This window comes from Chondromyces apiculatus DSM 436, from assembly GCF_000601485.1.
GTDB lineage: Bacteria > Myxococcota_A > Polyangia > Polyangiales > Polyangiaceae > Chondromyces > Chondromyces apiculatus.
In genome coordinates this window covers 167764-190908 of sequence record NZ_ASRX01000011.1, presented here as the reverse complement: position 1 = coordinate 190908, position 23145 = coordinate 167764, and the positions used below count along the sequence as shown (strand labels likewise).

Annotated in this window: 18 protein-coding genes; 14 read left to right on the top strand and 4 right to left on the bottom strand. The window is 66.6% G+C overall.

All coding sequences use genetic code 11. The features are described 5' to 3' along the window. The first annotated feature begins 4 nt into the window (after positions 1-4). The 6 genes from CAP_RS08630 (at position 5) to CAP_RS08600 (ending at position 7397) form a co-directional block, all read left to right on the top strand. A complete protein-coding gene (locus CAP_RS08630) occupies positions 5-2506 on the top strand; it encodes a PEP/pyruvate-binding domain-containing protein (protein WP_231511220.1) in 2502 nt (833 codons plus the stop codon). Continuing rightward, the gene (locus CAP_RS08625) at positions 2499-3902 is read left to right on the top strand and encodes an MFS transporter (protein ID WP_044238344.1); all 1404 of its coding nucleotides are present in this window, start codon (positions 2499-2501) and stop codon (positions 3900-3902) included. Before CAP_RS08630 ends, CAP_RS08625 begins: the two co-directional genes overlap by 8 nt. Before the next feature lie 63 nt (positions 3903-3965). Then, positions 3966-4604 carry an NAD(P)-dependent oxidoreductase gene (locus tag CAP_RS08620; RefSeq protein WP_044238340.1) on the top strand — a complete coding sequence of 213 codons (639 nt, stop codon included), beginning with the start codon at positions 3966-3968 and terminating at the stop codon, positions 4602-4604. Positions 4605-5713: 1109 nt separating this feature from the next. Beyond that, positions 5714-6064 (top strand): hypothetical protein, encoded by a 351-nt coding sequence (locus tag CAP_RS08610; RefSeq protein WP_044238334.1) that lies wholly within the window; start codon positions 5714-5716, stop codon positions 6062-6064. Beyond that, positions 6061-6639, top strand: a complete 579-nt coding sequence (locus CAP_RS08605) for an RNA polymerase sigma factor (protein WP_052374520.1) — start codon at positions 6061-6063, stop codon at positions 6637-6639. The genes CAP_RS08610 and CAP_RS08605 overlap by 4 nt, the downstream gene beginning before the upstream one ends. Continuing rightward, entirely contained in the window at positions 6636-7397 is a 762-nt protein-coding gene (locus tag CAP_RS08600; RefSeq protein WP_052374518.1) for a ribonuclease H-like domain-containing protein, read from the top strand. The genes CAP_RS08605 and CAP_RS08600 overlap by 4 nt, the downstream gene beginning before the upstream one ends. Positions 7398-8262: 865 nt before the next feature. Here CAP_RS08600 and CAP_RS50055 read toward each other — a convergent pair. Next, a complete protein-coding gene (locus CAP_RS50055; protein ID WP_156040612.1) occupies positions 8263-9108 on the bottom strand; it encodes a hypothetical protein in 846 nt (281 codons plus the stop codon). Between the two features lie 1382 nt (positions 9109-10490). On the opposite strand from CAP_RS50055, the gene CAP_RS08590 reads away from it, so the two are divergent. The 7 genes from CAP_RS08590 to CAP_RS08570 all read left to right on the top strand — a co-directional run bounded on the left by CAP_RS08590 (position 10491) and on the right by CAP_RS08570 (position 17967). Further along, positions 10491-11504 carry an IS1 family transposase gene (locus CAP_RS08590; RefSeq protein WP_269324148.1) on the top strand — a complete coding sequence of 338 codons (1014 nt, stop codon included), beginning with the start codon at positions 10491-10493 and terminating at the stop codon, positions 11502-11504. Between the two features lie 270 nt (positions 11505-11774). Continuing rightward, positions 11775-12512, top strand: a complete 738-nt coding sequence (locus CAP_RS50050; protein ID WP_156040610.1) for a PIN-like domain-containing protein — start codon at positions 11775-11777, stop codon at positions 12510-12512. Positions 12513-12562: 50 nt separating this feature from the next. Next, the gene (locus CAP_RS53430; protein WP_231511218.1) at positions 12563-13003 is read left to right on the top strand and encodes a hypothetical protein; all 441 of its coding nucleotides are present in this window, start codon (positions 12563-12565) and stop codon (positions 13001-13003) included. A 564-nt stretch (positions 13004-13567) separates the two neighbouring features. After that, positions 13568-13741, top strand: coding sequence for a hypothetical protein (locus CAP_RS50045; RefSeq protein ID WP_156040609.1), 174 nt, complete (start codon positions 13568-13570; stop codon positions 13739-13741). Between the two features lie 222 nt (positions 13742-13963). Beyond that, the gene (locus CAP_RS08580; RefSeq protein ID WP_044238326.1) at positions 13964-14497 is read left to right on the top strand and encodes a hypothetical protein; all 534 of its coding nucleotides are present in this window, start codon (positions 13964-13966) and stop codon (positions 14495-14497) included. A 403-nt stretch (positions 14498-14900) separates the two neighbouring features. Then, positions 14901-16406: a hypothetical protein gene (locus tag CAP_RS08575; RefSeq protein WP_052374513.1), complete on the top strand. Its 1506-nt coding sequence runs from the start codon at positions 14901-14903 to the stop codon at positions 16404-16406. A 127-nt stretch (positions 16407-16533) separates the two neighbouring features. After that, positions 16534-17967, top strand: coding sequence for an MFS transporter (locus CAP_RS08570; protein ID WP_044238324.1), 1434 nt, complete (start codon positions 16534-16536; stop codon positions 17965-17967). A 20-nt stretch (positions 17968-17987) separates the two neighbouring features. On the opposite strand, the gene CAP_RS08565 is transcribed toward CAP_RS08570, so the two are convergent. The 3 genes from CAP_RS08565 to CAP_RS08555 form a co-directional block, all read right to left on the bottom strand. After that, positions 17988-18962 (bottom strand): hypothetical protein, encoded by a 975-nt coding sequence (locus tag CAP_RS08565; RefSeq protein ID WP_044238323.1) that lies wholly within the window; start codon positions 18960-18962, stop codon positions 17988-17990. 175 nt (positions 18963-19137) lie between these two features. Continuing rightward, positions 19138-19962 (bottom strand): hypothetical protein, encoded by an 825-nt coding sequence (locus CAP_RS08560; protein ID WP_156040608.1) that lies wholly within the window; start codon positions 19960-19962, stop codon positions 19138-19140. 167 nt (positions 19963-20129) lie between these two features. Next, positions 20130-21059 (bottom strand): fibro-slime domain-containing protein, encoded by a 930-nt coding sequence (locus CAP_RS08555; protein ID WP_081864682.1) that lies wholly within the window; start codon positions 21057-21059, stop codon positions 20130-20132. Positions 21060-21601: 542 nt separating this feature from the next. Between CAP_RS08555 and CAP_RS08550 the strand changes: the two genes are divergently transcribed. Next, positions 21602-23020 carry a family 2B encapsulin nanocompartment shell protein gene (locus tag CAP_RS08550; protein ID WP_044238320.1) on the top strand — a complete coding sequence of 473 codons (1419 nt, stop codon included), beginning with the start codon at positions 21602-21604 and terminating at the stop codon, positions 23018-23020. The last annotated feature ends 125 nt before the right edge of the window (positions 23021-23145 follow it).

Genomic DNA, 23145 nt, shown 5'->3' with positions numbered 1-23145 from the left:
CCCGGTGTCGGTCACACTCATCCATCGCTTGAGCAGCCTGTCCCGCGCTGATCTCGCCACGGCAGGCGGCAAGGGCGCGAATCTCGGGGAATTGATGCGGCTCGGGCTCAGCGTGCCGCCCGGGTTCGTGGTGAGCGCGCGAGCCTATGCGGAGCAAGCGCGCGAATGGGGGCTGGCCGAGCGCATCTCGGCGCACCTCGCTGTGAATCGCTGGGAGGCAGCGGCCTCGGAGGTGGCGGCGCTCTTCGAAAAAGGCGAGATGCTGCCGACGATCGAGAGCGCGGTTCGTGATGCCCATCGCGAGCTCGGCGCGTCCCGCGTCGCGGTGCGCTCCTCGGCGACGGCCGAAGACCTCGCGGATGCCTCGTTCGCGGGCCAGCACGAGACGTTCCTCGACGTGGCGGGGGAAGACGATCTCCTCCTCGCGCTGCGGCGCTGCTGGGCGTCGCTCTGGAGCCCGCGAGCCCTGCGCTACCGGGCGGCGCGCCATATCGATCACCTGGAGGTGAACATCGCCGTCGTCGTGCAACGCATGGTGCCGGCCGATTTCGCCGGGGTTCTGTTCACCGTCGATCCAGTCGTCCAGCGCGCCGACCGCATGCTCCTGGAACTCGCACCGGGCCTCGGCGAGGCCGTGGTCTCGGGTCACACGACAGGCGATGTGTACCGCCTGCGGCGCGAGCCTCTCGCCGGCCCCACGGGCTCGGGTGGCGAGGATGTCGCGGAGGATGTCGCGATCGAGGACCGCGACCGCCGCGAGGCCTCCCGTCCTGCCCCGAGCGATGCAATGGTGCTCGCGCTGGCACGCCTCGGGCTCCGCCTCGAGAACCATTTCGGTTGCCCTCAGGACGTGGAGTTCGCCTTCGAGGGCAGCACCATTCACCTCCTCCAGTCACGCCCGATCACCACGCTCTACGAGGCCGAGATCGAGCCCCTCCCGCCATCGCCAAAGCTCAACCGCATGCAGCAGAGGATGGTCGCGGCGAACGATGACGACAGGTTCCCCGTCGCCCCCAAGCCGCTCGATCAATGGGGCTTCCGGATGGTGATCCCAGCGCTCATCCACACGATGCGCTTCCTCGGGGCCGAGGTGGACGCGACCGAGGAGCGCGCGATGCTGGACCAGGTCTGGCGGGAGATGCTGGTGATGCCGCAGCCGCATCCCACCCTGCGGCTGCTCGGGCTGCCCGGGAAGGTCGCGGCCAGCCTGCGCCACGACTGGATGGCGTGGTGGGAGGCCGAGGCGTTCAAGCGCATCCAGGAGGCGTGCGCGCGGGTTGATATCCGCGCCCTCGACGACGCCGCGCTCCTCGGCCGCGCCGATCGGATCGTGCAGGTGACGACAGAAGTCCTGAGCAAGCGCTTCGAGGGGATCGTCAGCCAGCTCGCCGCGGTCGCGCTGCGCATTCCCGTCACCGTCGCCGTGGGACGAAAGCGCGCAGGGACCGTCATGGGCGACCTCGTCTCGGGCCTGCACACCCGGACATCCGACGTCAATCTCGCGCTCTTCCAGCTCGCGCGCCGAGCGGCGAGCGCCGGGCCGGATGTTTCACGCCCGATTCGCGAGGGGCGGCCCGAGGATCTGAGAGCATCGGTGGTCGGCCGCGCCTACCTCGCCGAGGTCGAGGCTTTTCTGGACGAGCATGGGCACCGGGAGACCACGGGCTTTTACCTCTCGGCGCCGACCTGGCGACAGGATCCCACGCCCATGTGGGCGCTGCTCCGCGGCCTCCTCGACACGACCGAGCCGCCGTCCGAAGAAGCCAGCCTGAAACGTTACCGCGCGGCGCTCGAAGAGGTCACCCACAAGCTGCGCTTCGTGCCGGGGTTGCCCGGTTCATTCGAGCGCACCCTGGAGCAGCTGCGCAAAGCAATCATCTACCGGGAGCGCTCGCACTTCGATCTGGCCCGCTCATTCTCGGCGATGCAGGCGGTGGTGGCCGATATCGCCCGTCGCCTCCACGAGCGCGGGCAGTTGCCGACCCCTGACGATATCTTCTACCTGACGGAAGCCGAGGTCCGGGCGTGGCTCCGCGGGAGCGCGCCTCCGCTGGACGAGGTGAAGCGGCTCGTTCGACGCAGACGCGCGACGTACGGGGTGGTCAACGGGAGGTGGCAGAAGCGAGCGTTCCAGAACGCGGCAAGCGCATCGGGCAACGAGCTGCGCGGCACCGGGGCGTCGTCCGGTGTGGTACGCGGCATGGCGCGCATCGTGCGCAGCGAACACGAGTTCGAGCGCTTGAAGGCCGGGGAAATTCTGGTCTGCAGATACACGAACCCCTCGTGGACGCCGCTCTTCAACCTCGCCGCTGGCGTCGTGACGGACGTCGGCGGCGCGGCCTCCCATGCGGCGATCGTCGCACGCGAATACGGCGTCCCCGCCGTCCTGGGGGCCGCTGGGGCGACGACGCGCATCGTGGATGGCCAGGAGATCCTCGTCGACGGCACGGAAGGCCGCGTGACGCTCCTCGGCCCGGCCGCGACGGGCGAGGTGGATCATGGCTGAGGGTTCGTCCTCAGCCCCTCTGCCGGTGCGGCTCCTCGTCGCCATTGCCCTGTCGGCGGCGCTCGGGCCGCTCAACTCCACGATGGTGGCCGTGGCGCTTCCGGAGATGGCGCGCACCCTCCCGGCCGACTCCGGCGCGCTCCGGCAAGCGCTCGTGACGAGCTATCTCCTCACGAACATCGTCCTGCAAAGCCCCGGAGGAAAGCTCGGTGACCGGCTCGGCCACCGGAAGGCGCTCGGGCTGGGTCAGCTCCTTCTGGCGGCTGGCGCCGCGCTCGCTTATCTCTGGCCCGTGCTCCCGGCGCTCACGGCGGCGCGCATCGTGATGGCCGCGGGCGGCGCGATCATGGCCCCGAGCGCGATGGCCTTGCTCCGCACGGAGCTGCCGCCCGAGGTGCGCGGGCGGGCCTTCGGGGCGTTTGGCGCGGTCATGGGGATCGCGGCAGGCACAGGGCCGACGGTCGGCGCGCAGCTCGTGGCGCACTTCGGGTGGACCTCGATCTTCCTCGTGAACGTGCCGGTGCTGCTCGTCTCCGCCGCGCTCGCACACGCTGGCACGTCCCCTCCGCAGGCCGGGGCGGTCGTGGGGCCCGCGCTGCCCGCGCCACGGCGGCCGCGCTTCGACCTCCTGGGCTCGGTGCTGCTCGGCGCGTCGCTGGTGGGGCTGGTCCTCGGCCTGGAGCACACACACCTCCGCTGGGCTGCGGCGCTCGGGGTGCTCGGCTTCGTGCCCTTCGTGCTCTGGGAGCGGCGCGCCGCGGACCCGGTCATCGACTTCTCGCTGTTCCGGCTGCGCGCGTTCGTGGGAGGCAGCCTGATCATCGCGCTCCAGAACTTCGCGATGTACGCGACGATCTTCGAGCTGCCGCAGGTGGCGGGGCGGCTCTTCGCCGTGGGGCCCCGCGACGTGGGCAACACGCTGCTGACCCTGATGGGGACGATGGTGGTGGTCTCGCTCGTCGCGGGGCGCGCCTCCGACAGCTTCGGGCCGCGCGCGGTGACGCTCTCCGGCTGCGTGCTCGCCCTCTCCGGGATGGCCCTGCTCGCGACGCGGCCGCTCGGGGCGATGACGGACGCGATCCCGGCCCTGGTGATGCTCGGGGCCGGCATGGGCCTGTCGAGCGCGCCGTCGCAGGCCGCGGCCATGGGCGACGTGCCGCGGGAGAAGAGCGGGATGGCCGCCGGGCTGACCTCGACGATGCGTTACGTCGGGGGAGTCGCGGGGCTCACGGTGCTGGGTCTCGTCCTCACCGACCGTCCTGAAAACGAAGTGGTCATGCAGGAGCACGTCACGGCCATGACCGTGTTCTGCGTGGCGCTGGTCCTGACGATTGGCTGCGCCTTCCTGCTTCCCCGGCGCACCGCCGCGTCTGCATCAGCCGCACATGCACGTTGAAAGTCACGAAGTAGATCCGACGTACATCCATTCCGTCGTGCCTCCCGGTACAGGATACAACCCATGAAAATCGTCATTTTCGGCGCCAATGGTCCATCAGGAAAGATCCTCACGCAGCTCGCGCTACAGGCGGGCCATCAGGTGAGCGCGGTGACCCGCCACCCCGAAGCGTTCTCGATTCGCCACGAGAAGCTCCAGGTCACGCGGGGCGACGTGCTCGACGCGGCGGACGTCGCGCGCGCGGTGGACGGGCAGGAGGTCGTGCTGTCGCTCTTCGGCGCGCAGTACAGCTTCAAGCCGATCAGCGTTTACTCGCAGGGGATGAAGAGCATCCTGGCAGCGATGAAGGCGTCCGGGATCGACCGGCTGGTGTGCGTGACCTCTGGGGGAACGAGGCCAGAGTATTCTCCGGAAGAAGAGGGCTTCTTGTTCGGCCGGATCATCAAACCGCTGTTCGGGCGCACGCTCTACGAGGACATGCGACGCATGGAGGCGCTCGTGATGCAGAGCGATCGCAACTGGACGATCGTGCGGCCCGCGCGGCTGGAGGATATGCCCCCTGACACCCCTTACCGTGCGGTCGAAGGCTACATGGTGCCGGGGATGCACAAGACGTCACGAACTGCTCTCGCGCAATTCATGCTCGAGCAGGCGTCGAGCGATCGCTTTCTGCGCAAGGCGGTCGCCGTCGGGACGGCATGATCGTGAGGCTCCATCAGGGTTGATGCAGGCTGAGAGCTTCATTCAATCTCCGAAGAGTCGCTCGCAGACGCCGGGTTCGCCGTGCTCCCGCAGCCGGGAAACACACGCCTGGTTCGTTGTGCCTGCTCTACCGCAGCCGGTTCCTGTTCACGGGCGATCACCTCTCCTGTTCGCGTCGCCCGGGCCACAGGGTGGCGTTCCGGTTGCAATGCTGGAGGGATTGTCGCTCTGAAGAGCGCATCCGGGGTTACGCCACGTCGTCGCCGGCCAGCTCGTAGGCGTCGCGGTTCTCGTCGCCGCCAGCGCCACATGCGCACTCTTCGCGGCCTGTGGGCTCTGCGTCAGGGCGAATGAGAAGGCAACGCCGCGGAGGTCGCGTCGAGCCGCGCCCCGGCATACAGCACTCGAAAATGCTTGCCATCGCCGGAGTCACCGTGGCGAACGGCGGTGACAAGGAGCGAAGAACGCCGCTGCCTGATGTCCCATGGCCAGGCGAGCAGGCTCGCAAGCCACGAACTCGCGGCAGAGTCACCGTGTAGCCAGTCACACACTCAGGACACCTCTACTCTCGTGTCCTAGCTGAGGGGGCCTCGTGTCCTAGTTGGGACACTACCCCCACGAGGGTAGTGTCCTAGTTCACCCGTTTTTGTCCTAAGTGGGATGCGCGGGCCGCGGCGGAAGCTAGGTTCTGGGCCGAAGTAGTGCAGCCCGCGGGTGCTGGTAACACCCCGGGCTGCGTGGCCGAAACCTCTCTTACCGAGGTCCGACATGCTGAGACTCGTCCATCCGGCCCCCCATGGGAAGGGCCAAGGCCCCCGTCCGTCCAGGGGGCGCCGTGCAGCGATCCCTCTTACCCATACGGAGCAGCGGCAAATCAGGGCCGCCCTTCGCAATCTTAGAACCGCCTATGGATCGTGGAGTTGCCTCGCGGAAACCCTCGGCGTGGCCCGGGGCTTCTTGGAGAAGGTTGCCTATGGGGCGAGGCCCGTATCCGCCGCCATGGCTCTTCGGGCGGCGAAGGCTGCGGGCACCACGCTAGAAGCGCTCATGGGCGGCCCGAAGCTCGCGAGCACCTGCGCGCACTGCGGGGCGGCGTGGGAGGTGCGGTCATGATCACCCGCGGCCCCTTCCGGGAGTCGTCGATGGAGGTCTCGCTGGACGAGCAGGAGAGCGCCAGCCTGCGCGAGATCCTCCACACCATCAAGGGCCTCTGCGGCGGCTCTTGGTCCGCAGTCGACACGCTCCTCGTGCTCGGCAAGGGCGACGCCGAGAAGATCTGGAACGGCACCTACGACGCGACCGCGGAGATCGCCTACCGCATCTCGAAGTCCACGAACCTCACGATGGATGACGTGGTGATCGGCAACCGCAACGGCAGGTGCGCGCACTGCAAGCGCCCGCAGCCTGACCCGTTCACCCCGCAGTCCCCCGATGACGCTCCGCCGGAGGCGAAGGCGTGACGCCCCGGCGGCGCCGCGATGGTGCCGCCCACGCTCCAGCCAGCTTCTACGTGGACGAGATGCCCATCGTCCGGATGGCGCCCTACGTGCGCGCGCTCCTGCGCGCCATGAAGGTGCCTCCGCAAGACATGGAGGATGTCGTCCAAGAAGTCACGGCTGGGGCGTGGGTGGCCATGAGAGAGGGCCGCTTCCAGCCCTCGCCCGGGCAACCGCTTGGCGATGCCTTGAAGCTCTGGCTCACGGGCATCACGTGGCGACAGGTCTCGCATTACCGCGAGAAGGCGTCGAGGCGGCGCGAGGTCCCGAGCGCTTCGCCGTGGGCGGTGCCCGGCGCTGACTCTTGGCTGCCGCATCTGCCTGCAGTGCAGAGCACGGTGGAGGCGCGCGACATCCTCCGCGCCTTCGACCTGATGCCTCCGCACTCCGTTGAGGTGCTCATGCTGCGGTACGCGGCGCAGTGCGAAATCAAAGAGATCGCCGAGACCCTCGGCGTCTCTCACTACATCGCCACGATGCGCCTCCGCTCGGCACATCGTGAATTCAGCCTGATTCTTCGTCGTTGGAGGTGCTCATGAATTCCTTTCTTGTTCTCGATCTGGAGACGGTGCTCGACACTTCACTCCCGCCTCCACCCAAGAAAAAGAGCGGAGGGGACGTGTTCCCCGCTCCGCCGTACCACAAGATCGTCGCGATGGGCGCCGCGTTGCTCGACGCCTCCTACCGGCTGCGTCGTACCTGGATCGTCAGCGAGGGCCGCGACGAGTTTACCGTGCTCGCGGCGCTCGTCGCCTTCCTGAACGCGAAGCTTGCCGAAGGGATCGGCGTAACGCTCGTATCCTGGAACGGGCGCGGCTTCGATCTGCCGGTGCTCGTTGCACGGTGCCTGCACCACGGTCTCGCCTGGCCCTGGTACTACGAGACCGAAGCGCGTCGCCGCTACTCAGACTACGGACACATCGATCTGATGGACCTGCTGGTTGATCACGGCGCGGCCCGCCCGTACGGCCTCAGCCTCGCCGCAAAGCTCATCGGCATGCCGGGGAAGCTCGATGTCAACGGTAGCAACGTCCAAGCGATGATCGATGCAGGCGAGGTCGAGCAGGTGCGTGCCTACTGCCTCCAAGACGTCGTGCAGACCGCTGCATTGTTCCTCCGGGTGCAGCTCCTACGTGGGGAGCTGCCGCCAGCCATCTACGCCGTCGCAGCCGCACATCTGCTCGGGGTCATAGAGCGCGAGCGCCGCCTCGCTCCCCTGCTACCTCTGATCGACCGCGACAGGTTCCTGAGCACAGGAGGCGTGGCAGAGCTGGTTCATGAGGGTAGGGCCGCATAGCCCCCAGACATTCGACTCCCTACCGCGACCAGCACAACGGACGAGACGCACTGCACCATAGGTGGTGCGAGTGCTGTTGACTGCTACCGCACCTCCTCGTCACCACCAGCGTGGCTCTCTAGGCTCAGCACCGCGAAGCAGCGCTTCCTCGAAGCCGTCGCGCGTTGGCAGCGCGTCAGATCGTAGGCAATACATATCAGTTCAGAGAGATCTTACAAAATGCCGGCACCAGGTAAATCACCCGGCGCCGGCATTCACCGACTAGCGACGCGCTGTCCGACGTGACGGACGACGACGCGAGACAGACTTCGACGAATTACCTTTAGACCGCTTCGGACTACGGTCCGGAGGAACTCGGCGCGGTCCACTCTCCCGCACCTCCAACCGGAATGACTTCATCCCGTACTCGCGCGCGTACACTCGACGTCTAAGCCCCCAATGCCAATAACTGGAGACATAGATGATCTTAAAGCCCGGTCTGGGCTCTCTGTAGGCCATAGGGCCCTCCAAATCAGACGAACATAACTATCCGTGGCAGTCATCAGATCTGTCCGCTGACTGCGCCCATGCGGAAGAGAAGGGGCGGTCGAACATCAGAGCCGCATCTGAGTCCGACCCGCCCCCCTCATTCTGTTCGCGCCGACATGGCACACCTCACCTGCTGCGGTCTTTCTCCGCGAAGGGGGCTTGCGCACGCACCCTTCCAGGGGGTAGCATAGGGACCGTGGGCGGTAACCTACGCTGCCCCACATAGGGGCCGGTTGGTGCTGCGCAAGCCGGTTTTCACGAGCCGGCCCGGGCCTCTCGATGTTTCAGCATCGAGGGGCCCGAAACTTTTGTAGGTTCAGCACTGCCTGCTGCACCCTCAGTGCTGCATCAAGACCTCCCACTTTCCATCGGTACGTCGCAGCTTTCCTCTGCTTTTCAGGTAGTAGAGTTTGTCACGTACCTTTTTGCGGGATTCCTCCGCATCGTCGCCGAACACGATCGTTGCTAGACGCCCGTAGTCTCCCGAGGGCTCCTGACTCAGCGCTTCATACAGGCGAACATGGATCTCGCTGTCCGATCCGCGGGAGCCGCCTCGTGTGCCCGCCTCCGTCTCTTCCGTGCCGTCATCGGAGAGTGAGGTTTTCAGGGCATAGCGAAACTTTCCTTTGATCCCCTTCCGTATCAATGGAGAGTTCTTGCTCCTGCTTATGCGACTGAGCGTTTCCGCGATGGTGTGACGAGTCAACGCCGGCTCGATTTTGGTGGCTTCATCGACCACCTGAGCAAACAAGAGAGGCTTTGCCGCAGTCCGAAGCACCCTGAGAACGACCCCTGTCGGTCCGGTCTGCCCCTCAGCAGAGCCCGACGTCGCCTGAGGCCGTTTTGGCTCTCCTGCCGCTACTCTCCCCGTTAGCCGCGGCGATGGCGCATCGCCCAAATTCACCTCCTCCCCTGTCGTTGCTGGGTGGCTGTTGGCCGGCGTGTTGACTGACGTCGTGAGAGGTGGTTGGTCGGTCGGAGCAGTCGGCCCCGAGTCGACTGCTGTGCCCACCGACCCTGAAACTGAGACGACCGCCGTCGGCTCCTCTTCGACCGAGAGGATGGCGTCAGTCAGCGCTTCGAGCTTAGTCGCACGGTCAAACCCATCAACCACAGTGAGGAGGGCTCGAGTGAGGCTCCTGATCGTGACACGTCGTTCGACGGTTCGGTTGTAGTCCGCCATGGTTCAGGTACGAGGATACCCATCAGCACTCTAGGCACGCAACAGCCAACACTCTGGACGCGCAACAGTCAGCAATTGCAGAGTCTCGATTCAGCGCAAAAAACATAATGATTACATATGTTTTAGCGAACTCTGTGGTGCTGCAGTTACCATGCTGAGTTGGAGGGTGGGAAGGTTCATCTTTCGTGAAAGTGTTCGCGCTTGTTTTGCAATTCACATTCTTGCGGTCTTGTCAAGAAGTTTGACGAAGCATGCAACCATGATTCCTAACGCGCGCGGCAGCCAGCATGTAAGTGATATTGAATGCTCTTAATAGGACATAAATTGTCCTAAAAGGCTTGCGTTGACTCCGAACTCTCAAGCGGTTCGGTAAGCACGTGCGGACCTTACGCCAGGAGCGTGGGAGGACTCAGGAGGAGGCCGCAGAGCGTGCGGCGCTCAACGCGAAGCACTCTCAGGCGATCCAGGGTGGTTGCACGAATGTGACGATGGCGTCGCTCATAGGGATCGCGCGAGCCCTCGGCGTGCGCCTCGCAGAGTTGTTCGATGGGGTCTAGCTCCCAGCGCACAGCCCCCCCCCTGTCAGGAGTAGCGAGTGCACAGCGCACCGTTCATGGGACTGAATGTCGGTATGACATTCGTGTCATACTCTCAGACGCAAAGAAAATATAGCACCTACGTATGACTTGAATGTCATGCCACCTAGAAGCTGGAAAGCCGATAGCTTAAAATTGAATGTGACTCGAATGTCGGCTGAGACTTGGCCCGTAATCTGCTTCAAGAAAACTGAGTCGTCATTCCGTAAGACACTCAAATCAGCCTGATTAGGCCGTAGTTCTACTGGACTACTCACTTCTCGCACCGTCGCTCGCTACCCGCTGGCACCTGAATGGGCCCCGAACGCGTTGGCATCGTGCGTGCTCCGCACTCCACACAGCTCAGGTTGAGCTGCGGTGGCGTGGCCTTCGCCGCCCTCTTCGGAGGAAAAAGAAAGGCCCGCGGTGGTCCAGACCGCGAGCCCTCTCCACTGGTTTCCAGTGGCCGACCGATGAGCGAGAACCTCACCGGGCGGTACACGTGTGCTCTGCACGCGCCGTGCCCGCTTGGATGACGATCCTCGCTCGTCGCTTCCGCGAGAAGGAGGCTGAGATGAGCAAGCTCCGTTCGTCAGTACCCGGGTTATCTCGACGCTTCCGCAAGCAGAGCGCATGCTGACGTCTCGCTCCCGCTGACAGAACGCGGCCCTTTCGGCGCGCTCTGGTGTGGGCGTGAGACGCTCTCAGGTGGAGCGGTGCGCCCTCGGGCTGCGTAGCTGCACCGTAGTCATCGCGGCGCTTCGGCGCTGCAGGGTTCTCGTCGCGACCCTCTGGGCCGTGAACGATATGGGTGTTCTTTGTCCTGATCGCGGCCTTATGGCCTGCGTTGCTTTGGATTGGGTGGTTTATATGAGTAATCTCGACGATGTTACGCGCCTGTCAGTGCTCAACGCACTGGTTAACGGCAACAGCCTTCGCGACACCGAGCGCCTGAATGAGGTGCACCGAGACACCATCATGCGCTTCGCGCTCCGCATCGGTGAAGGATGCCAGCGGCTCCACGACCGCCTCGTGCGGGACCTCGCGTGCGCTCTGGTGGACTTCGACGAGCAGCACTCCTGGTGCGGCAAGAAGCAGAAACGCATCGACCCCGAGAAGGATGATGAGTCGACCGTTGGCGAACAGTGGACGTGGGCCTCGCTCGACCGCACGTCGAAGCTGATCATCGCGTGGCACGTTGGTAAGCGTGATGCCGCGAATGCGGACAGGATCGTGGCAGACACACGCGCGCGCCTCGTGGTGATGCCGCAGATCACCACCGACGGGTGCCCCCTCTACGAGAAGCCGATCCTCTACTACTTCGGCTACAGCGTGCCCTACGCGCAGATGATCAAGCGCTTTGGGAACAGCGGTGGGAAGCCGGGCACCGACGCGGAGAAATACGGCGTGCCCAAGGGCGTCGACTTCATCCAGAAGCGCGCCGTCTTTGGCAGCCCCGACCTAGCCAAGGCCACCACTTACGCTATCGAGCGAAGCAACCTCACCAACCGGCAGTGGAACTCTCGGCTGGCTCGGCGCACGCTCTGCTTCTCCAAGAAGTTGGAGAATCACAAGGCCGCCATCGCGCTCCAGTACGTCTACCGCAATCTCTGCGTGATCTCGCGAAACATGCGAATAACCCCGGCCATGGCGGCGGGGGTGACCGACCATGTTTGGACCCTGAGCGAGTTGATGGTCACGGCGCTCGCCGAGCCAGAGGGAGAGAAGCCGAGGATCAGCGAACTCTTCATCCCGAAGCCGCCAGGCACGTCACGCGAACTGCCCAACGGCCGCGGGTGGCTCCGCAGCGTCACGGGGTAGAAGCCTCGACCAGTTCCGGCGGCCTCATGGCCTGCCCCATTCCGAGCGGCGTCGAACCGATCGAGCACTGGCCCGATGATGTGAAGGTGAGCCGAGCAGCGCGCCCGTGAGGCGTGCTTGCGGTGCTCAAAATTTTCCTTCTGTTACGCAGGGTGCGGTTCTGGTAAACATGCCAAGCATAAAATTTAGGCAGATCTGCGCGGCAAGGGGGAGGTTACGTTGGCGAAAACGAGCGACAAGGTAGACCTTAGCGGATTGACGGAGGAGACAGTGTTCCTCGTCGATACGCTTTTGCCTGACGCTGGGGCGGCCTTCAGCGCCCCACGTCTCTCGGTGGCTGAAGCGCTACCTCTGGCGGACCTTGTTCTCGATACCAACGTTCTCCTGCTGCCATACAACACTGGTACGAGCAGCCTGCATCAGATCGAGGCTGCGCTTACGCCTATCCGCGACAACGGCCGGTTGTTCGTTCCGGGGCGAGTGGCGCGCGAATTCACCCGTCTGCGGCCGTTCAAGTTGACAGACCTACTTCATGCGATTTCGAATCAATCAAATAACATCAAGATACCGGACGATCTAGACTACCCGCTACTACGGGATCTCCCAGAGTATCAATCTCTCTCGACCGCTCTGAAGGCATTTAGAGAGGCAAGAAGAACTTTTCTCAAGGCGGTAACTGGGCTCTGCGACAGCATAATAGCTTGGGATGGCAACGATCCAGTGAGCGCAACATACTCGCGGTTGTTCACTCAGCCCTGCATACGAGACCCCGGATTCGACAAGGCTGAGGTACTGAAAGATCTCCGCCGACGCGTGGAGCACAAGATTCCCCCAGGCTACAAGGATGCCGACAAATCCGATGGTGGCGTTGGGGACCTCCTGATCTGGTGGACCATTCTCGATCTTGCCCGAGAGCACAACCGGCCACTCATCTTCGTGACGGGAGATCGGAAGGCCGACTGGCAGCACCGATCTGACAAAAAGGGATTCTCCCTCGGTGCGAATTGATCGATGAGTACAGGCGAGCCTCGAAAGGAGCGAATTTCTACATCATCGAGATGAGCGAGTTGCTTGAACTGCTTAAAGTGAAAGAGTCTGCAGTCGAGGAGATTAAGCAGGAGGAGCAGCGCAACCGTGAGATGATTTTGGAATCGGTCCCGTGTCCCAACTGCGAGAGCGCCGTCGCCGTCGAGCTGGTGCAGAGCATCGGTTCAAGTGCAATGCCCGTATGTGATACTTGCTATGAGCGCTTCCACGTTCACCGAGGTAGTGAAGGCGTATTCACACGTGCAAGAGGAGTTACCCCACGCATCGACGGCACGGAGCATGTTGACGTGGCGTGCCCGTACTGCGAGACCACAGTCTCGGTACTCATCGGCCGAAACCACAAAGACAGCGCCATGCCACAATGCATCTCATGTGGACATGTATTCCATGCTCATCGAGCCAGGGATGCATCGGTGTTCGCGCGCCAGCGTGGCATTTCACCTCTAGTCTAGTTCCTGTCCCAAAAGTCCTCGCGCTGAGGAACTAACCCCTGTGATCGTCGGCCATTTGGCGGGCTAAGACGTCACGGCGGGGCGTTTCGGGGATGGGAACTTGTCTAAATCCCAGAGAACATTCTGGGGAACGCGGTCGCGTGGCGTTGGCCGCTCTATCTAATTCTTACGCCCACGTGTTGCCTGTCGTCCAAGAGCCTATCCCGGTAGGGCTCCCGTCGCTGCCCGACCGAGCTGCGACCCGTTGCATCGTTGCTCCTCGTCGGCCTACTGAAGTAGGACCCGGCTCGGTCCACCCTACCAAGACAGGCACGTAGGACACCTCTGCTCATGTGTCCTAGGTGAGGGGGCCTCGTGTCCTAGACAGGACACCACCCCACGAGGACTCCCTTCTCGTCCACGAGGACTCCCTTCTCGCTCACGAGGACTCTCTTCTCTCCCGAGTGATGCATCCTTCTCTCCCGAGTGATGCACCCTTCACGCCCGCGTCGCTCGCCTCCCCTGGCACGCATCCTGCGCTCCCGCATTCGCAGGGGTGCTCACTCTGCCAGGACGGAATGCACCATGCACCGCGACCCTGCCTACGTGCAGGTGATGGGGACCGCTGCAAGGTTCGGGGCCACGACCACGGACCACGGAATGCGGTTCTGCGGCGGAGCCTTCATCTCATGGCTGGGGGACACGACGGCCTCGGTGACGGGTGCCTTCGGTCCAGCGACCACCATGCCCACCCTGTAGAAGAAGAGGAGGCACAGGTCAGGGCGTGGCGACGATGTGGGAGAAATCGAAAGGGGAGCGCGACGAAATGCAACGACACCCCTTAAGCGTTCAACGGATTGTCCGCATTTACTGAGCGACAGGAGCACACCGTCTTTTCACGGCGCGCCCCTGGGTTGATTGGGTACTGACCGCGCGCCCCTCACCGGGGTGCAGCATGCAACACAGACAAGGAGACACGTCATGGCGAACAGCATGGTTCAGCCCTTCGAGGGCCCGTATGAGCTCGATTACCAGCCGCTCCAGGGGACCCTGGTGTATGTGGCCCACGGCGCGATGCGGGGTGTGCGGCGCGAGAAGGCCGGATGGCCGAAGGTGGAGCTGGAGCTGGCGGCGAAGCTGCCCCTGCACGCGCAGGCGCTCCACGTCTCGCCCACGCTCTACACGGAGATCAGCACGCTCACGGGCAAGCTCACGGAGGTGCGCGTGCTCAAGGAGCAGGTCGAGAGGTTGCTCGAGGTGCTGGACGATACGGAGGTGCACCTGGAGGACACGCGCGAGTCGCTGGTGGGGCACGTGGTCGAGTCGGCGCGCAGGACGGCGAAGCGCTCGGATCCGGGGATGGTGGTCGCATTCGAGGAGGCCATTCGCTACCACGGCCAGGTCGGGAGGCTGGCGGCGAAGAGGCGGCTCCTGAACGAGGAGGCCGCAGCCGCAGCCGCAGCCGCAGCCGCAGCCGAGGCAGAGGCAGAGGCAGAGGCGGAGAACACCCAGTGATCCTGGCGGCGCCCTCCGCGTGATGCGCACGGGCTCCGCGCCGGACGGTGGCGCGGAGCCTCCCACCTTCGAGACGGCGCATCTCGTCCTCATGCAGCGGTGAGCCTCCTGGATAGGGCGCACCGCTGCCCTTTCCCTGCACCTCTCCGTGCATCTTTCTCTGCACCTCACCGCTGCACGTTTCATCCCGAACGACACCTTCATGCGGCTCGGCGTGGCACCGGCATGGTGGCGCGGTGCAGGGACGCGTTCCTGCGCAGACGCGGTGGTGCTCGGTGGTAGCGTGCACGATTGCGCGTTTCTCGCCTCTGGCCCGGGGAAGGGCGGCGATGTGTCGGGGTGGGTCCTCGGGGCGTCGTGGAGGCAGGGGCGCGCGGGGACTGCGCGAGGACAAGGAGACGTCATGGTCATTGCTGCTCTCGTCGAGCGTTTCCAGGGATCACGGGTCGGCTCGGGTGGTGCTGTCGCGGCGGCTCTCGCCATCTCGCTCGCGGGGTGTGGGCAGGGGGCGGGGGAGGTCGGGGAGGTCGGAGAGGAGGCGCTGGGGGAGGTGGAGCAGTCGCTGGTGACGAAGTGCTCTTACCTGGACCCCGGGGTCACGCCGCCGCTGCCGGTGCTGGTCGATTTCGCGCGGGAGCTGGTGATCACGGACCTCAAGGTGGTGGAGGATCCTTGCCGGACCACGTGGACGACGGGGTGCGCGAGCGCGGGGGCGTGGACGTTCGGCAGGCTGATGATGGACATGGCGGGGACGACGGCGCCGGCGACGTTCGTGGCGGAGTGGCTCCATCAGTGGGAGACGACGAGCTTCACGCCCACGGGGGTGGCGGTGCCGCCGCGGCCGGGGATCAGGCCGCTGGTGATCGATCCGTGGCTCACGGCGAGCGGGTGCGCGCCGGGGACGCCGCTCACGGGGGCGGGGGCGACGTGCACGCTCGATCTGAAGCAGGCGCCGTTCCGGCTGCTGGCCATCGTGAACCGCATCGATCAGTCAGGGGCGTCGGCGTCGGGGGTGAAGCACTCGGGGGAGGCGCGGTTCGTGTTCGGGTTCCTCGACGCGCCGAAGGGGAATCCCCTGCAGGCGACGGTGATCCTCGAATACAAGGTGCCGCCGCGGCGGAAGGGGGTCTCGTTCTCGTCGTTCGACTGGGCGAAGGAGTGGCATGTGCTCAGCAATCCGAGCCTGGGTCCGATCGGGGCGCCGCCGTACCTGAAGCACCTGGAGGGGATCCTCAAGGACATCACCTCGCCCGGGGTGATGCCGGGGGCGCGGAACCTGGGCAGCGCCATCGGGCAGGTGCGCACGAACGAGATCGACTTCGCGGGTGGGCCCTGGAAGCTGCGCGAGCACACGCTGCAGAACGTGGGGCTCGGGCCGAATGCGGCGCTGCTGAAGGTCGACACGCTGAAGCTCACCCCGGACGATGGGCTGCTCTTCAGCACGGCGCTCGACACCCACCTGCAAGGGCTGTCGCTCGGCGCGGGCAGCACGGTGCTCACGGACTACCTGCACACGGAGGCGCCCGATGACGTGCCGGCGGGGATGCTGGCGGGGGAGTCGTCGGCGCCGTTCCTGTGGGATCACTCGGCGGCGGGGACGCTGACGGTCGACGAGCGGCACCATTTCGGGCTGGCGACCTGCAATGGGTGCCACCTGGACGAGACGAGCACGCCGTTCGTGCACATCGCGCCGAGGCCCGCCGGGGTGCCGTCGGCGCTGTCGCCGTTCCTGAGCACGTCGACGGTGCCGGCAGGCGGCGGGGCCCCGTTGTTCGCGCAGTCGGTGTTCGATCCGGCCGGGAGCGGGACGACCTTCATGTACAACGAGCCGTGGCGGCGGCTGTGCGAGGTGACCCGGATCCTGAACGGGGATCCGATGATGTACACCCGCGAGAACGGGGCCCACTGACCTCTGCCGCGCCTCTGGGTCGGCCCGGGGTGCCCGGGTCGTCCAGGGGCAGGTTTCGCTCGCCAGGGCACAACGCGCGCCGCGGCACCTCAATCAGAGCCCTCCGGGTGCACGAGGGGGGTTGAGCATGGTGGGCGGGGGGCGGACGGCAGGAGGGGGGCGGACGGCGGACGTGGGGCGGCTCCTGGATGAGGGGCGGTGGAGCGGGTTCCAGAAGCGGGTGCTGCTGTGCGCGGCGCTGGCCGTGGTGCTGGACGGGTTCGACAACCAAGCGCTGGGGTTCGCGCTGCCGCTGCTCATCGAGGAGTGGGGGGTGGCGCGGTCGGACTTCGCGTCGGTGCTGGCGCTGGGGCTCGGGGGAATGGCGGTCGGGACGGCGCTCGGCGGGGTCGCGGGGGACCGGGTGGGGCGGCGGCGGGCGCTCCTCGGGAGCATGGTGCTGTTCGGGGTGATGACGGCGGCGATTGCGGTGGTGAATGGGCTCGGGGGGCTGATGGCGCTGCGGTTCCTGGCGGCGCTGGGGCTCGGGGGGTGCATTCCCAACGCGACGACGCTGGCGGCGGAGGTCACGCCGGCAAAGCGGCGGCCGTGGGCGGTGACGCTGACCATTCTGTGCGTGCCGCTCGGGGGGATGGTGGGCGGGCTGCTGGCCGGGCAGGTGCTGCCGACGCTGGGGTGGCGGGCGCTGTTCGCGCTGGGCGGGGTGATGCCGCTCGTGCTGGCAGGGGTGTTCGTCGCGGTGGTGCCGGAGTCGCCGCGGTACCTGGTGCGGTTCCCGGAGCGGCACGGGGAGCTGCGGGAGATGCTGGGGAGGATGGGGCGGGCGGTAGAGGCGGGGGCAGCGCTGGTGGACCGGGCGGAGACGCAGGGGAAGCGGGTGAGGCCGGGGGCGCTGTTCGGGCGGGCGTACCTGCGCGACACGCTGGCGCTGTGGGCGGCGTTCTTCTTCTGCTACGTGGCGGTGTACGTGGTCTTTAGCTGGGTGCCGACGCTGCTCACCAGCCGGGGGCTGGGGATCGAGACGGCGAGCGCGGGGCTGACGGCGTACAACCTGGGCGGGGTGCTGGGGGCGGTGGCGGGCGGCTGGGCGATCGGGCGGGTGGGGTCGCGGGCGGCGATGGTGGTGATGGCGGCTGGGGGCGTGGCGAGCGCGGTGGTGCTGCGGTTCGTGGCGTTCGGGGAGGCCGGCGGGGGGGCCAGCGGGGAGGCGGGGCTCGCGGCGGGATCGATGACCCTGATCCTGTGGCTCGCGGTGAACGGGGCGTTCGTGAACGCGGCGCAGTCGACGCTGTTCGCGCTGGCGGCGCACGTGTACCCGACGGACGTGCGGGCGACGGGGGCGGGGTGCGCGATCGGGGTGGGGCGGCTCGGCGCGGTGCTGAGCGCGTACGCGGGGGCGGCGGTGCTGGAGGTGGACGGGGGGAAGGCGTACTTCACGCTGATCGCAGGGACGATGGCGGTGACGTGCGTGGCGCTCGCGGCGATCGGGCGGCACATCCGGCCGGCGAAGGCGGAGACGAAGGGAGGGCTGGCGGTGGCCGCGCCGGAGGCGTCGCCCTGAAGCGGTTCAGGCGGGGGTGATCACGCGAGGCCCAGGCGCTGGCGCAGGATCCTGCCCTCGTGGAGGAGCACGAACAGGAGCACCACGGCGCCGATCGCCACGAAGATGCCCGAGACGACGCTCTTTCCGAAGATCAGGTAAAGGATCGTCATGCCGAGGTGCCCCGAGACCTCCACGTCGTTCTCCTCGGCCAGGGTGAGGACGAACTGCAACCCCATGCCGAAGGCGACGAGGGCGGGGCCGGCGCAGAGGGTGAGCATGTCGCGCGGCGTGGCCAGGGAGTCGCGGTCCCACCCGAACAGCGGTGACCTCGCGGCGGAGGCAGCGGAAGCGGCGGGGGCAGCGGGGGCAGCGGGGGCAGCGGGAACAACGTGGGCGACGGGGGCGCTGGGGGTGGCCTGGGTGGCGGCGTGGGCAGCGATGAAGTGGAGGGAGCGCGCGTAGAGGACCTCCTCTCCGTCGCTGGTGGAGAGGAAGACGAGGGGGTCGTGGGCGTCGCAGTGGGGCACGTTGAGGTCAGCGCGGCCCTTGCGGCGCGTCATGAGGTGGTGGCGGGTAGAGGGGGCGCCGCAGGCGGCGCAGAGGGCGGGGAAGGCGAGGGGACCGGCGCCGACGGCGATGCCGAACACGGCGGAGGGCGCGACCCGGGCCTCGGGGGTGAGCGTGAGGAGGCCGGCCTCGACCTCGACGAGCGCCAGGCAGTGCCGGCACTGGCTGCCCACGCTGGCGCCGGGGAGGGAGAGGTTCCACACCCGCTCACCGCAGCGCGGACAGGCCGCAACGCCGGCGCGACGGAGCGAGGGCCAGAGCTCGGCGAGGGCGGTCAGCGCGAGGGCGGCGGCTGCCGTCCAGGAGAACCAGGAGGGCAGGAGCAGGGGGGGGAGGGCGGCGACGGCCAGGAGCACCGCCGTCCAGGCCACGCCGAAGGTCATCCGCGCCCAGGAGCAGCGCACGCGGCGCGCGGCAGGGTCGGTGGGGAGGGGACGCCAGGGCATGCAATGCCAGGATACGTGAGGGAGCGCGGGAGGTGGGAGGCGCGAGGCCCTTGTGATCGAACTCGGTGTGGATCTCGTCGGTGAGGTGATCGTTGCGGATGTTGCCTTCGTTGCGGAGAAGGAAGGGCTCGTGGTGGCCGCGCCGGAAGCCTTGCCCTGAGCTGGGCGGGAGCGGTCACGCGAGGCCCAGGTGGTGGCGCAAGGCGCGTCCCTCGCGGAGGACCGCGAACAGGAGGATGGTGGCGCCTATCGACAGGAAGATGCCGGACAGGGCGCTCTTTCCGAAGAGGAGGTACAGGGCCAGCATGGCGGTGTGGCCCGAGACGTCGACGTCGTTCGCCTCGGCGAGGACGAGGACCCCGTACAACCCCATGCCGAAGGCGATGAACCCGAGGCCACCGTAGAGGGCGAGGGAGTCGCGGTGGGCGGCCTCGGTATCGCGGTGCAAGCCACGCGGGGGCTGCTCCTTGCGGGCGGCAAGGGCCTGGGCGAAGCGGAGCGAGCGCGCGTAGAGCACGTCCTCCGGGTCGCTGGTGAGGAGGAGGGTGACGGGGGGGTGGGCGTCGCAGTGGGGGACGTCGAGGGGAGGGCGGTCCTTGTGGCGCTTCCTGGTGCGGCGGCGGGTGGAGGGGGCGCCGCAGGTGACGCACAGGGCCGGGATGTCGACGGGGCCGGAGGGGAGCACGGCGCCGAACACGGTGTTCGGTGCGTTGCGGGCCTCGGGGGTGAGGGTGAGGATGCCAGCGTCGGTCTCCACGAGCGCGTGGCAGTGGCGGCACTGGCTGCCCACGCTGTCGCCAGAGAGGGCGAGGTTCCACACCCGAGCGCCGCAGCGGGGGCAGGCGGCGACCCCGGAGCGGCGGAGCACGGCCCACAAGGTGTCGAGGGCGCAGAGCGCGAGCAGGGTGGTGGAGGTCCAGGTGAGCCAGCAGGGGAGGAGCAGGGCCGGGATGGCGGCGACGCCCGCGAGCACCACCGCCCAGCCGATGCCGTGAGCCATCCTCGGCCAGGAGCGGCGCACGCGGCGTCCGGGAGGGTCAGCGGGGATGGCGCTCCAGGGCATGCGTCGGGAGGGTCAGGGGAGGGTCATCGCGGCGTGCGGCGTGCGGCGTGCGGCGTGCGGCGTGCGGCGTGCGGCGTGCGGCGTGCGGCCTGCAGCCTGCGGTGTCACTGGGGCGGCTCGACCGGGGTGAAGCATTCGATGCTGGTCTCGATGCGGAAGTTCGACTGCGAGGTGTGTCGCTCGGCGAAGAAGAAGTCGAGGGTGTAGCGGTTGCCGGGGGCGATGCCGAACTCCTCGGAGCGCGCGTCGAGGTCGACGCTGGCGCTCTGGGGGCCGTGGACGCCGCCGAGGTCGATGGCGAGGTGGCCATTGATGAAGGTGAACACGTCGTCGTCGCCGCGGAAGTTGAAGACCTCGCCGCCCTTGTAATCGAACTCGGTGTGGATCTCGTAGGTGAAGTGATAGTTGTGGATGTTGCCTTCGTTGCCGAATCCCTGGTCGTCGATGGGGAAGAAGGCGGAGTTGTCGTAGGCGTAGAGGCCGTCGCCGGCAGGTTCGAGGGTGATGCTGACAGGGATGGCCTGGTTCACGCCGGGCTCGTCGCGATACCACTGGTCGAAGGCCTCTCTGCCGCTCGTGGTGGGCGTGGCCGGGTCGCCGGCGTAGACGGGCTTGCCGTCGTCGCCGAGGAGGGGTTCGACGATGCCCAGGTCGGTCCCGAGGTCGTCCTCGAAGTCGGGGTGGCTGACCTGGAAGTCGCGGACGATGCCCTGAAGGGCGGTGCCGCACTCCCCGCCAGCGCCGCCGCTGCCGCCGATGCCGCCGCCGCCGCTGCCGCTGGTGAGGCCCAGGCCGCCGCCCTGGCCCGCGCCTCCCATGCCGTTGCCCGCGCCGCTGCCAGCGCCGTTGCCCTGGGTGGCGCCGCCGGTGTCGGTGGAGCCGCCGCTGTCTCCGCCGCAGGCGGCAGCGGCGAGGCTGCTCGCGAGGGCGCCGGTGGCGGCAAAGAGCAGCCAGGAGGGGGTCACCTTCAGGCGCTGCGGGGGGGTGGAAGGGACAGGGGTGACGCGGGGCGGTGCCTCGGGGGGGGTCTTCATGCAAGCAAGACTACCTTGGACGGTGCCAGGCTGCCACGCCGGGCCATGGGTCCGACGAAGGGACGTCGAGAACGGTCGGACCCAGCCTTGTAGCGTCGAGGGGGCGGGGTGCGCCGACCTCTGGAGACGTCGGCGTCGGCGTAAGGTCAACCCATACTTAGAAAGATGGATCACCAAACATCGCTCCGAATCGATCACTTGATCGATGTTCGATCACTTGATGCATTTTCCGAGGACGCCCTGTGGGTCGGTGACGGAGCGAAGGGTGCCGGGTGACGGTTTTCGCGCCGCGATTTCGGGACCGAGACCGTGGAAGCGCGCTGTGGAAACACTGTAAACGCGCTTGATGGCCGTGGAGAAACGACGTAAGGCTCTGCCCTAGAAGTCGGTAAACGGCGAGCAGGCCACATGGGGGGTGGTCGAGGTGGATGACTGTCGTCAATCACCTCTGAGAATGGGCGCTGCCGCCGGTGCGCATGCCGGTTCATTCGATGTTCTGGCTGGTTTTTGTGCGTGGTTGCGAGTCACTGGAAAGGTGAATCATGGCGAAGTCGGTGCAGTCCAGTTTCGGCGGTGAGGATCTCAAGCCGCAGTTGAGCCTGAGCACGGAAGCGGCACGGAACCTGGCGACGACGACCAAGTCCGAGCCGCAAATGCAGGGGATCAGCTCGCGATCCCTGCTGAAGATGCTCCCGTGGGTGCAGGTGAACGGCGGCACGTACCGCGTGAACCGCCGCCTGAGCTACGCCGTGGGCGACGGGCGGGTGAGCTTCATCAGCACCGGGAGCAAGGTGCAGGTCATCCCCCAGGAGCTGACCGAGCTGCCGCTCCTGCGCGGGTTCGACGACGGCGAGATGCTCAACGCGCTGGCCGGTCAGTTCACCCAGAAGGAGTACAAGGCCGGGGATGTGCTCGTGGAGAAGGGGACGCCCGCCGAGCACGTGTTCATCCTCGCCCACGGCAAGGTGAACAAGATCGGCGCCGGCAAGTTCGGTGACGAGGGCGTGCTGGCCACCCTGGCCGACGGCGATTACTTCGGTGAACAGGGCCTGGTGGAGTCGGAGGACACCTGGGGGTACACGATCAAGGCGATCACCCCGGTCATCGCGCTGGTGCTGCCGCAGCGGGCCCTGGAGGAGATGATCGAGCGCTCCGACGCGCTGCGGAAGCACGTGGACGCCTACAAGGTGAGCCTGAGCAAGCCGCAGAGCGAGGAGGGCGAGGCCGCGATCGAGATCGCCGCCGGTCACCACGGAGAGCCCACCCTGCCGGGGACGTTCGTCGACTACGAGCTGGAGCCGCGCGAGTACGAGCTGAGCGTCGCGCAGACGGTGCTGCAGGTGCACTCCCGGGTGGCGGACCTCTACAACGACCCGATGAACCAGGTCCAGCAGCAGCTCCGGCTCACCATCGAGGCGCTGCGGGAGCGGCAGGAGCACGAGATCGTCAACAACCGCGAGTTCGGTCTGCTGCACAACGCGGCCGTCGAGCAGCGCATCAACACCCGGAGCGGGCCGCCCACGCCCGACGATTTCGACAGCCTGCTGGCCACGGTGTGGAAGCAGCCTTCGTTCTTCCTGGCCCACCCCAAGGTGATCGCGGCGTTCGCGCAGGAGTGCAACCGCCGTGGGGTCTACCCGCAGGGCATCGACATGGGCGGGGCGTCAGTGCCGGCGTGGCGCGGGGTGCCGATCTTCTCCTGCAACAAGATCCCCATCACCAGCGCGCGTTCGAGCTCGGTGGTGCTGATGCGCGTCGGCGAGAAGGATCAGGGCGTGATCGGTCTGCACCAGGCGGGGATCCCCGACGAGGTCCAGCCGAGCCTCTCGGTGAGGTTCATGGGGCTCAACGAGAAGGCGGTCATGTCCTACCTGGTCAGCCTCTATTACTCGGCGGCAGTCCTGGTCCCGGATGCGCTCGGCATCCTGGAGAACGTCGAGATCGGGCGGGTGAATGGGTAAGCGCGCACGACAGGGCGCAGCGTCCCTGGTTCGGTCGGTGGGTTTCATTGGGTTGACGACAGTGAAGAGAGGTGAGTCGTGACGAGCATCGTGAAGCCGGGTGAAGGGGTCAGTGGTTTGCCGCA

Excerpts from the sequence above, each read along its gene's own strand:
- CAP_RS08625 (WP_044238344.1), top strand. The coding sequence starts at position 2,499 with ATGGCTGAGGGTTCGTCCTCAGCCCCTCTGCCGGTGCGGCTCCTCGTC.
- CAP_RS08620 (WP_044238340.1), top strand. The coding sequence starts at position 3,966 with ATGAAAATCGTCATTTTCGGCGCCAATGGTCCATCAGGAAAGATCCTC.
- CAP_RS08610 (WP_044238334.1), top strand. The coding sequence starts at position 5,714 with ATGATCACCCGCGGCCCCTTCCGGGAGTCGTCGATGGAGGTCTCGCTG.
- CAP_RS08600 (WP_052374518.1), top strand. The coding sequence starts at position 6,636 with ATGAATTCCTTTCTTGTTCTCGATCTGGAGACGGTGCTCGACACTTCA.
- CAP_RS50055 (WP_156040612.1), bottom strand. The coding sequence starts at position 9,108 with ATGGCGGACTACAACCGAACCGTCGAACGACGTGTCACGATCAGGAGC.
- CAP_RS08590 (WP_269324148.1), top strand. The coding sequence starts at position 10,491 with ATGGGTGTTCTTTGTCCTGATCGCGGCCTTATGGCCTGCGTTGCTTTG.
- CAP_RS53430 (WP_231511218.1), top strand. The coding sequence starts at position 12,563 with ATGAGCGAGTTGCTTGAACTGCTTAAAGTGAAAGAGTCTGCAGTCGAG.
- CAP_RS50045 (WP_156040609.1), top strand. The coding sequence starts at position 13,568 with ATGCACCGCGACCCTGCCTACGTGCAGGTGATGGGGACCGCTGCAAGG.
- CAP_RS08580 (WP_044238326.1), top strand. The coding sequence starts at position 13,964 with ATGGCGAACAGCATGGTTCAGCCCTTCGAGGGCCCGTATGAGCTCGAT.
- CAP_RS08575 (WP_052374513.1), top strand. The coding sequence starts at position 14,901 with ATGGTCATTGCTGCTCTCGTCGAGCGTTTCCAGGGATCACGGGTCGGC.
- CAP_RS08570 (WP_044238324.1), top strand. The coding sequence starts at position 16,534 with ATGGTGGGCGGGGGGCGGACGGCAGGAGGGGGGCGGACGGCGGACGTG.
- CAP_RS08565 (WP_044238323.1), bottom strand. The coding sequence starts at position 18,962 with ATGCCCTGGCGTCCCCTCCCCACCGACCCTGCCGCGCGCCGCGTGCGC.
- CAP_RS08560 (WP_156040608.1), bottom strand. The coding sequence starts at position 19,962 with ATGGCTCACGGCATCGGCTGGGCGGTGGTGCTCGCGGGCGTCGCCGCC.
- CAP_RS08555 (WP_081864682.1), bottom strand. The coding sequence starts at position 21,059 with ATGAAGACCCCCCCCGAGGCACCGCCCCGCGTCACCCCTGTCCCTTCC.
- CAP_RS08550 (WP_044238320.1), top strand. The coding sequence starts at position 21,602 with ATGGCGAAGTCGGTGCAGTCCAGTTTCGGCGGTGAGGATCTCAAGCCG.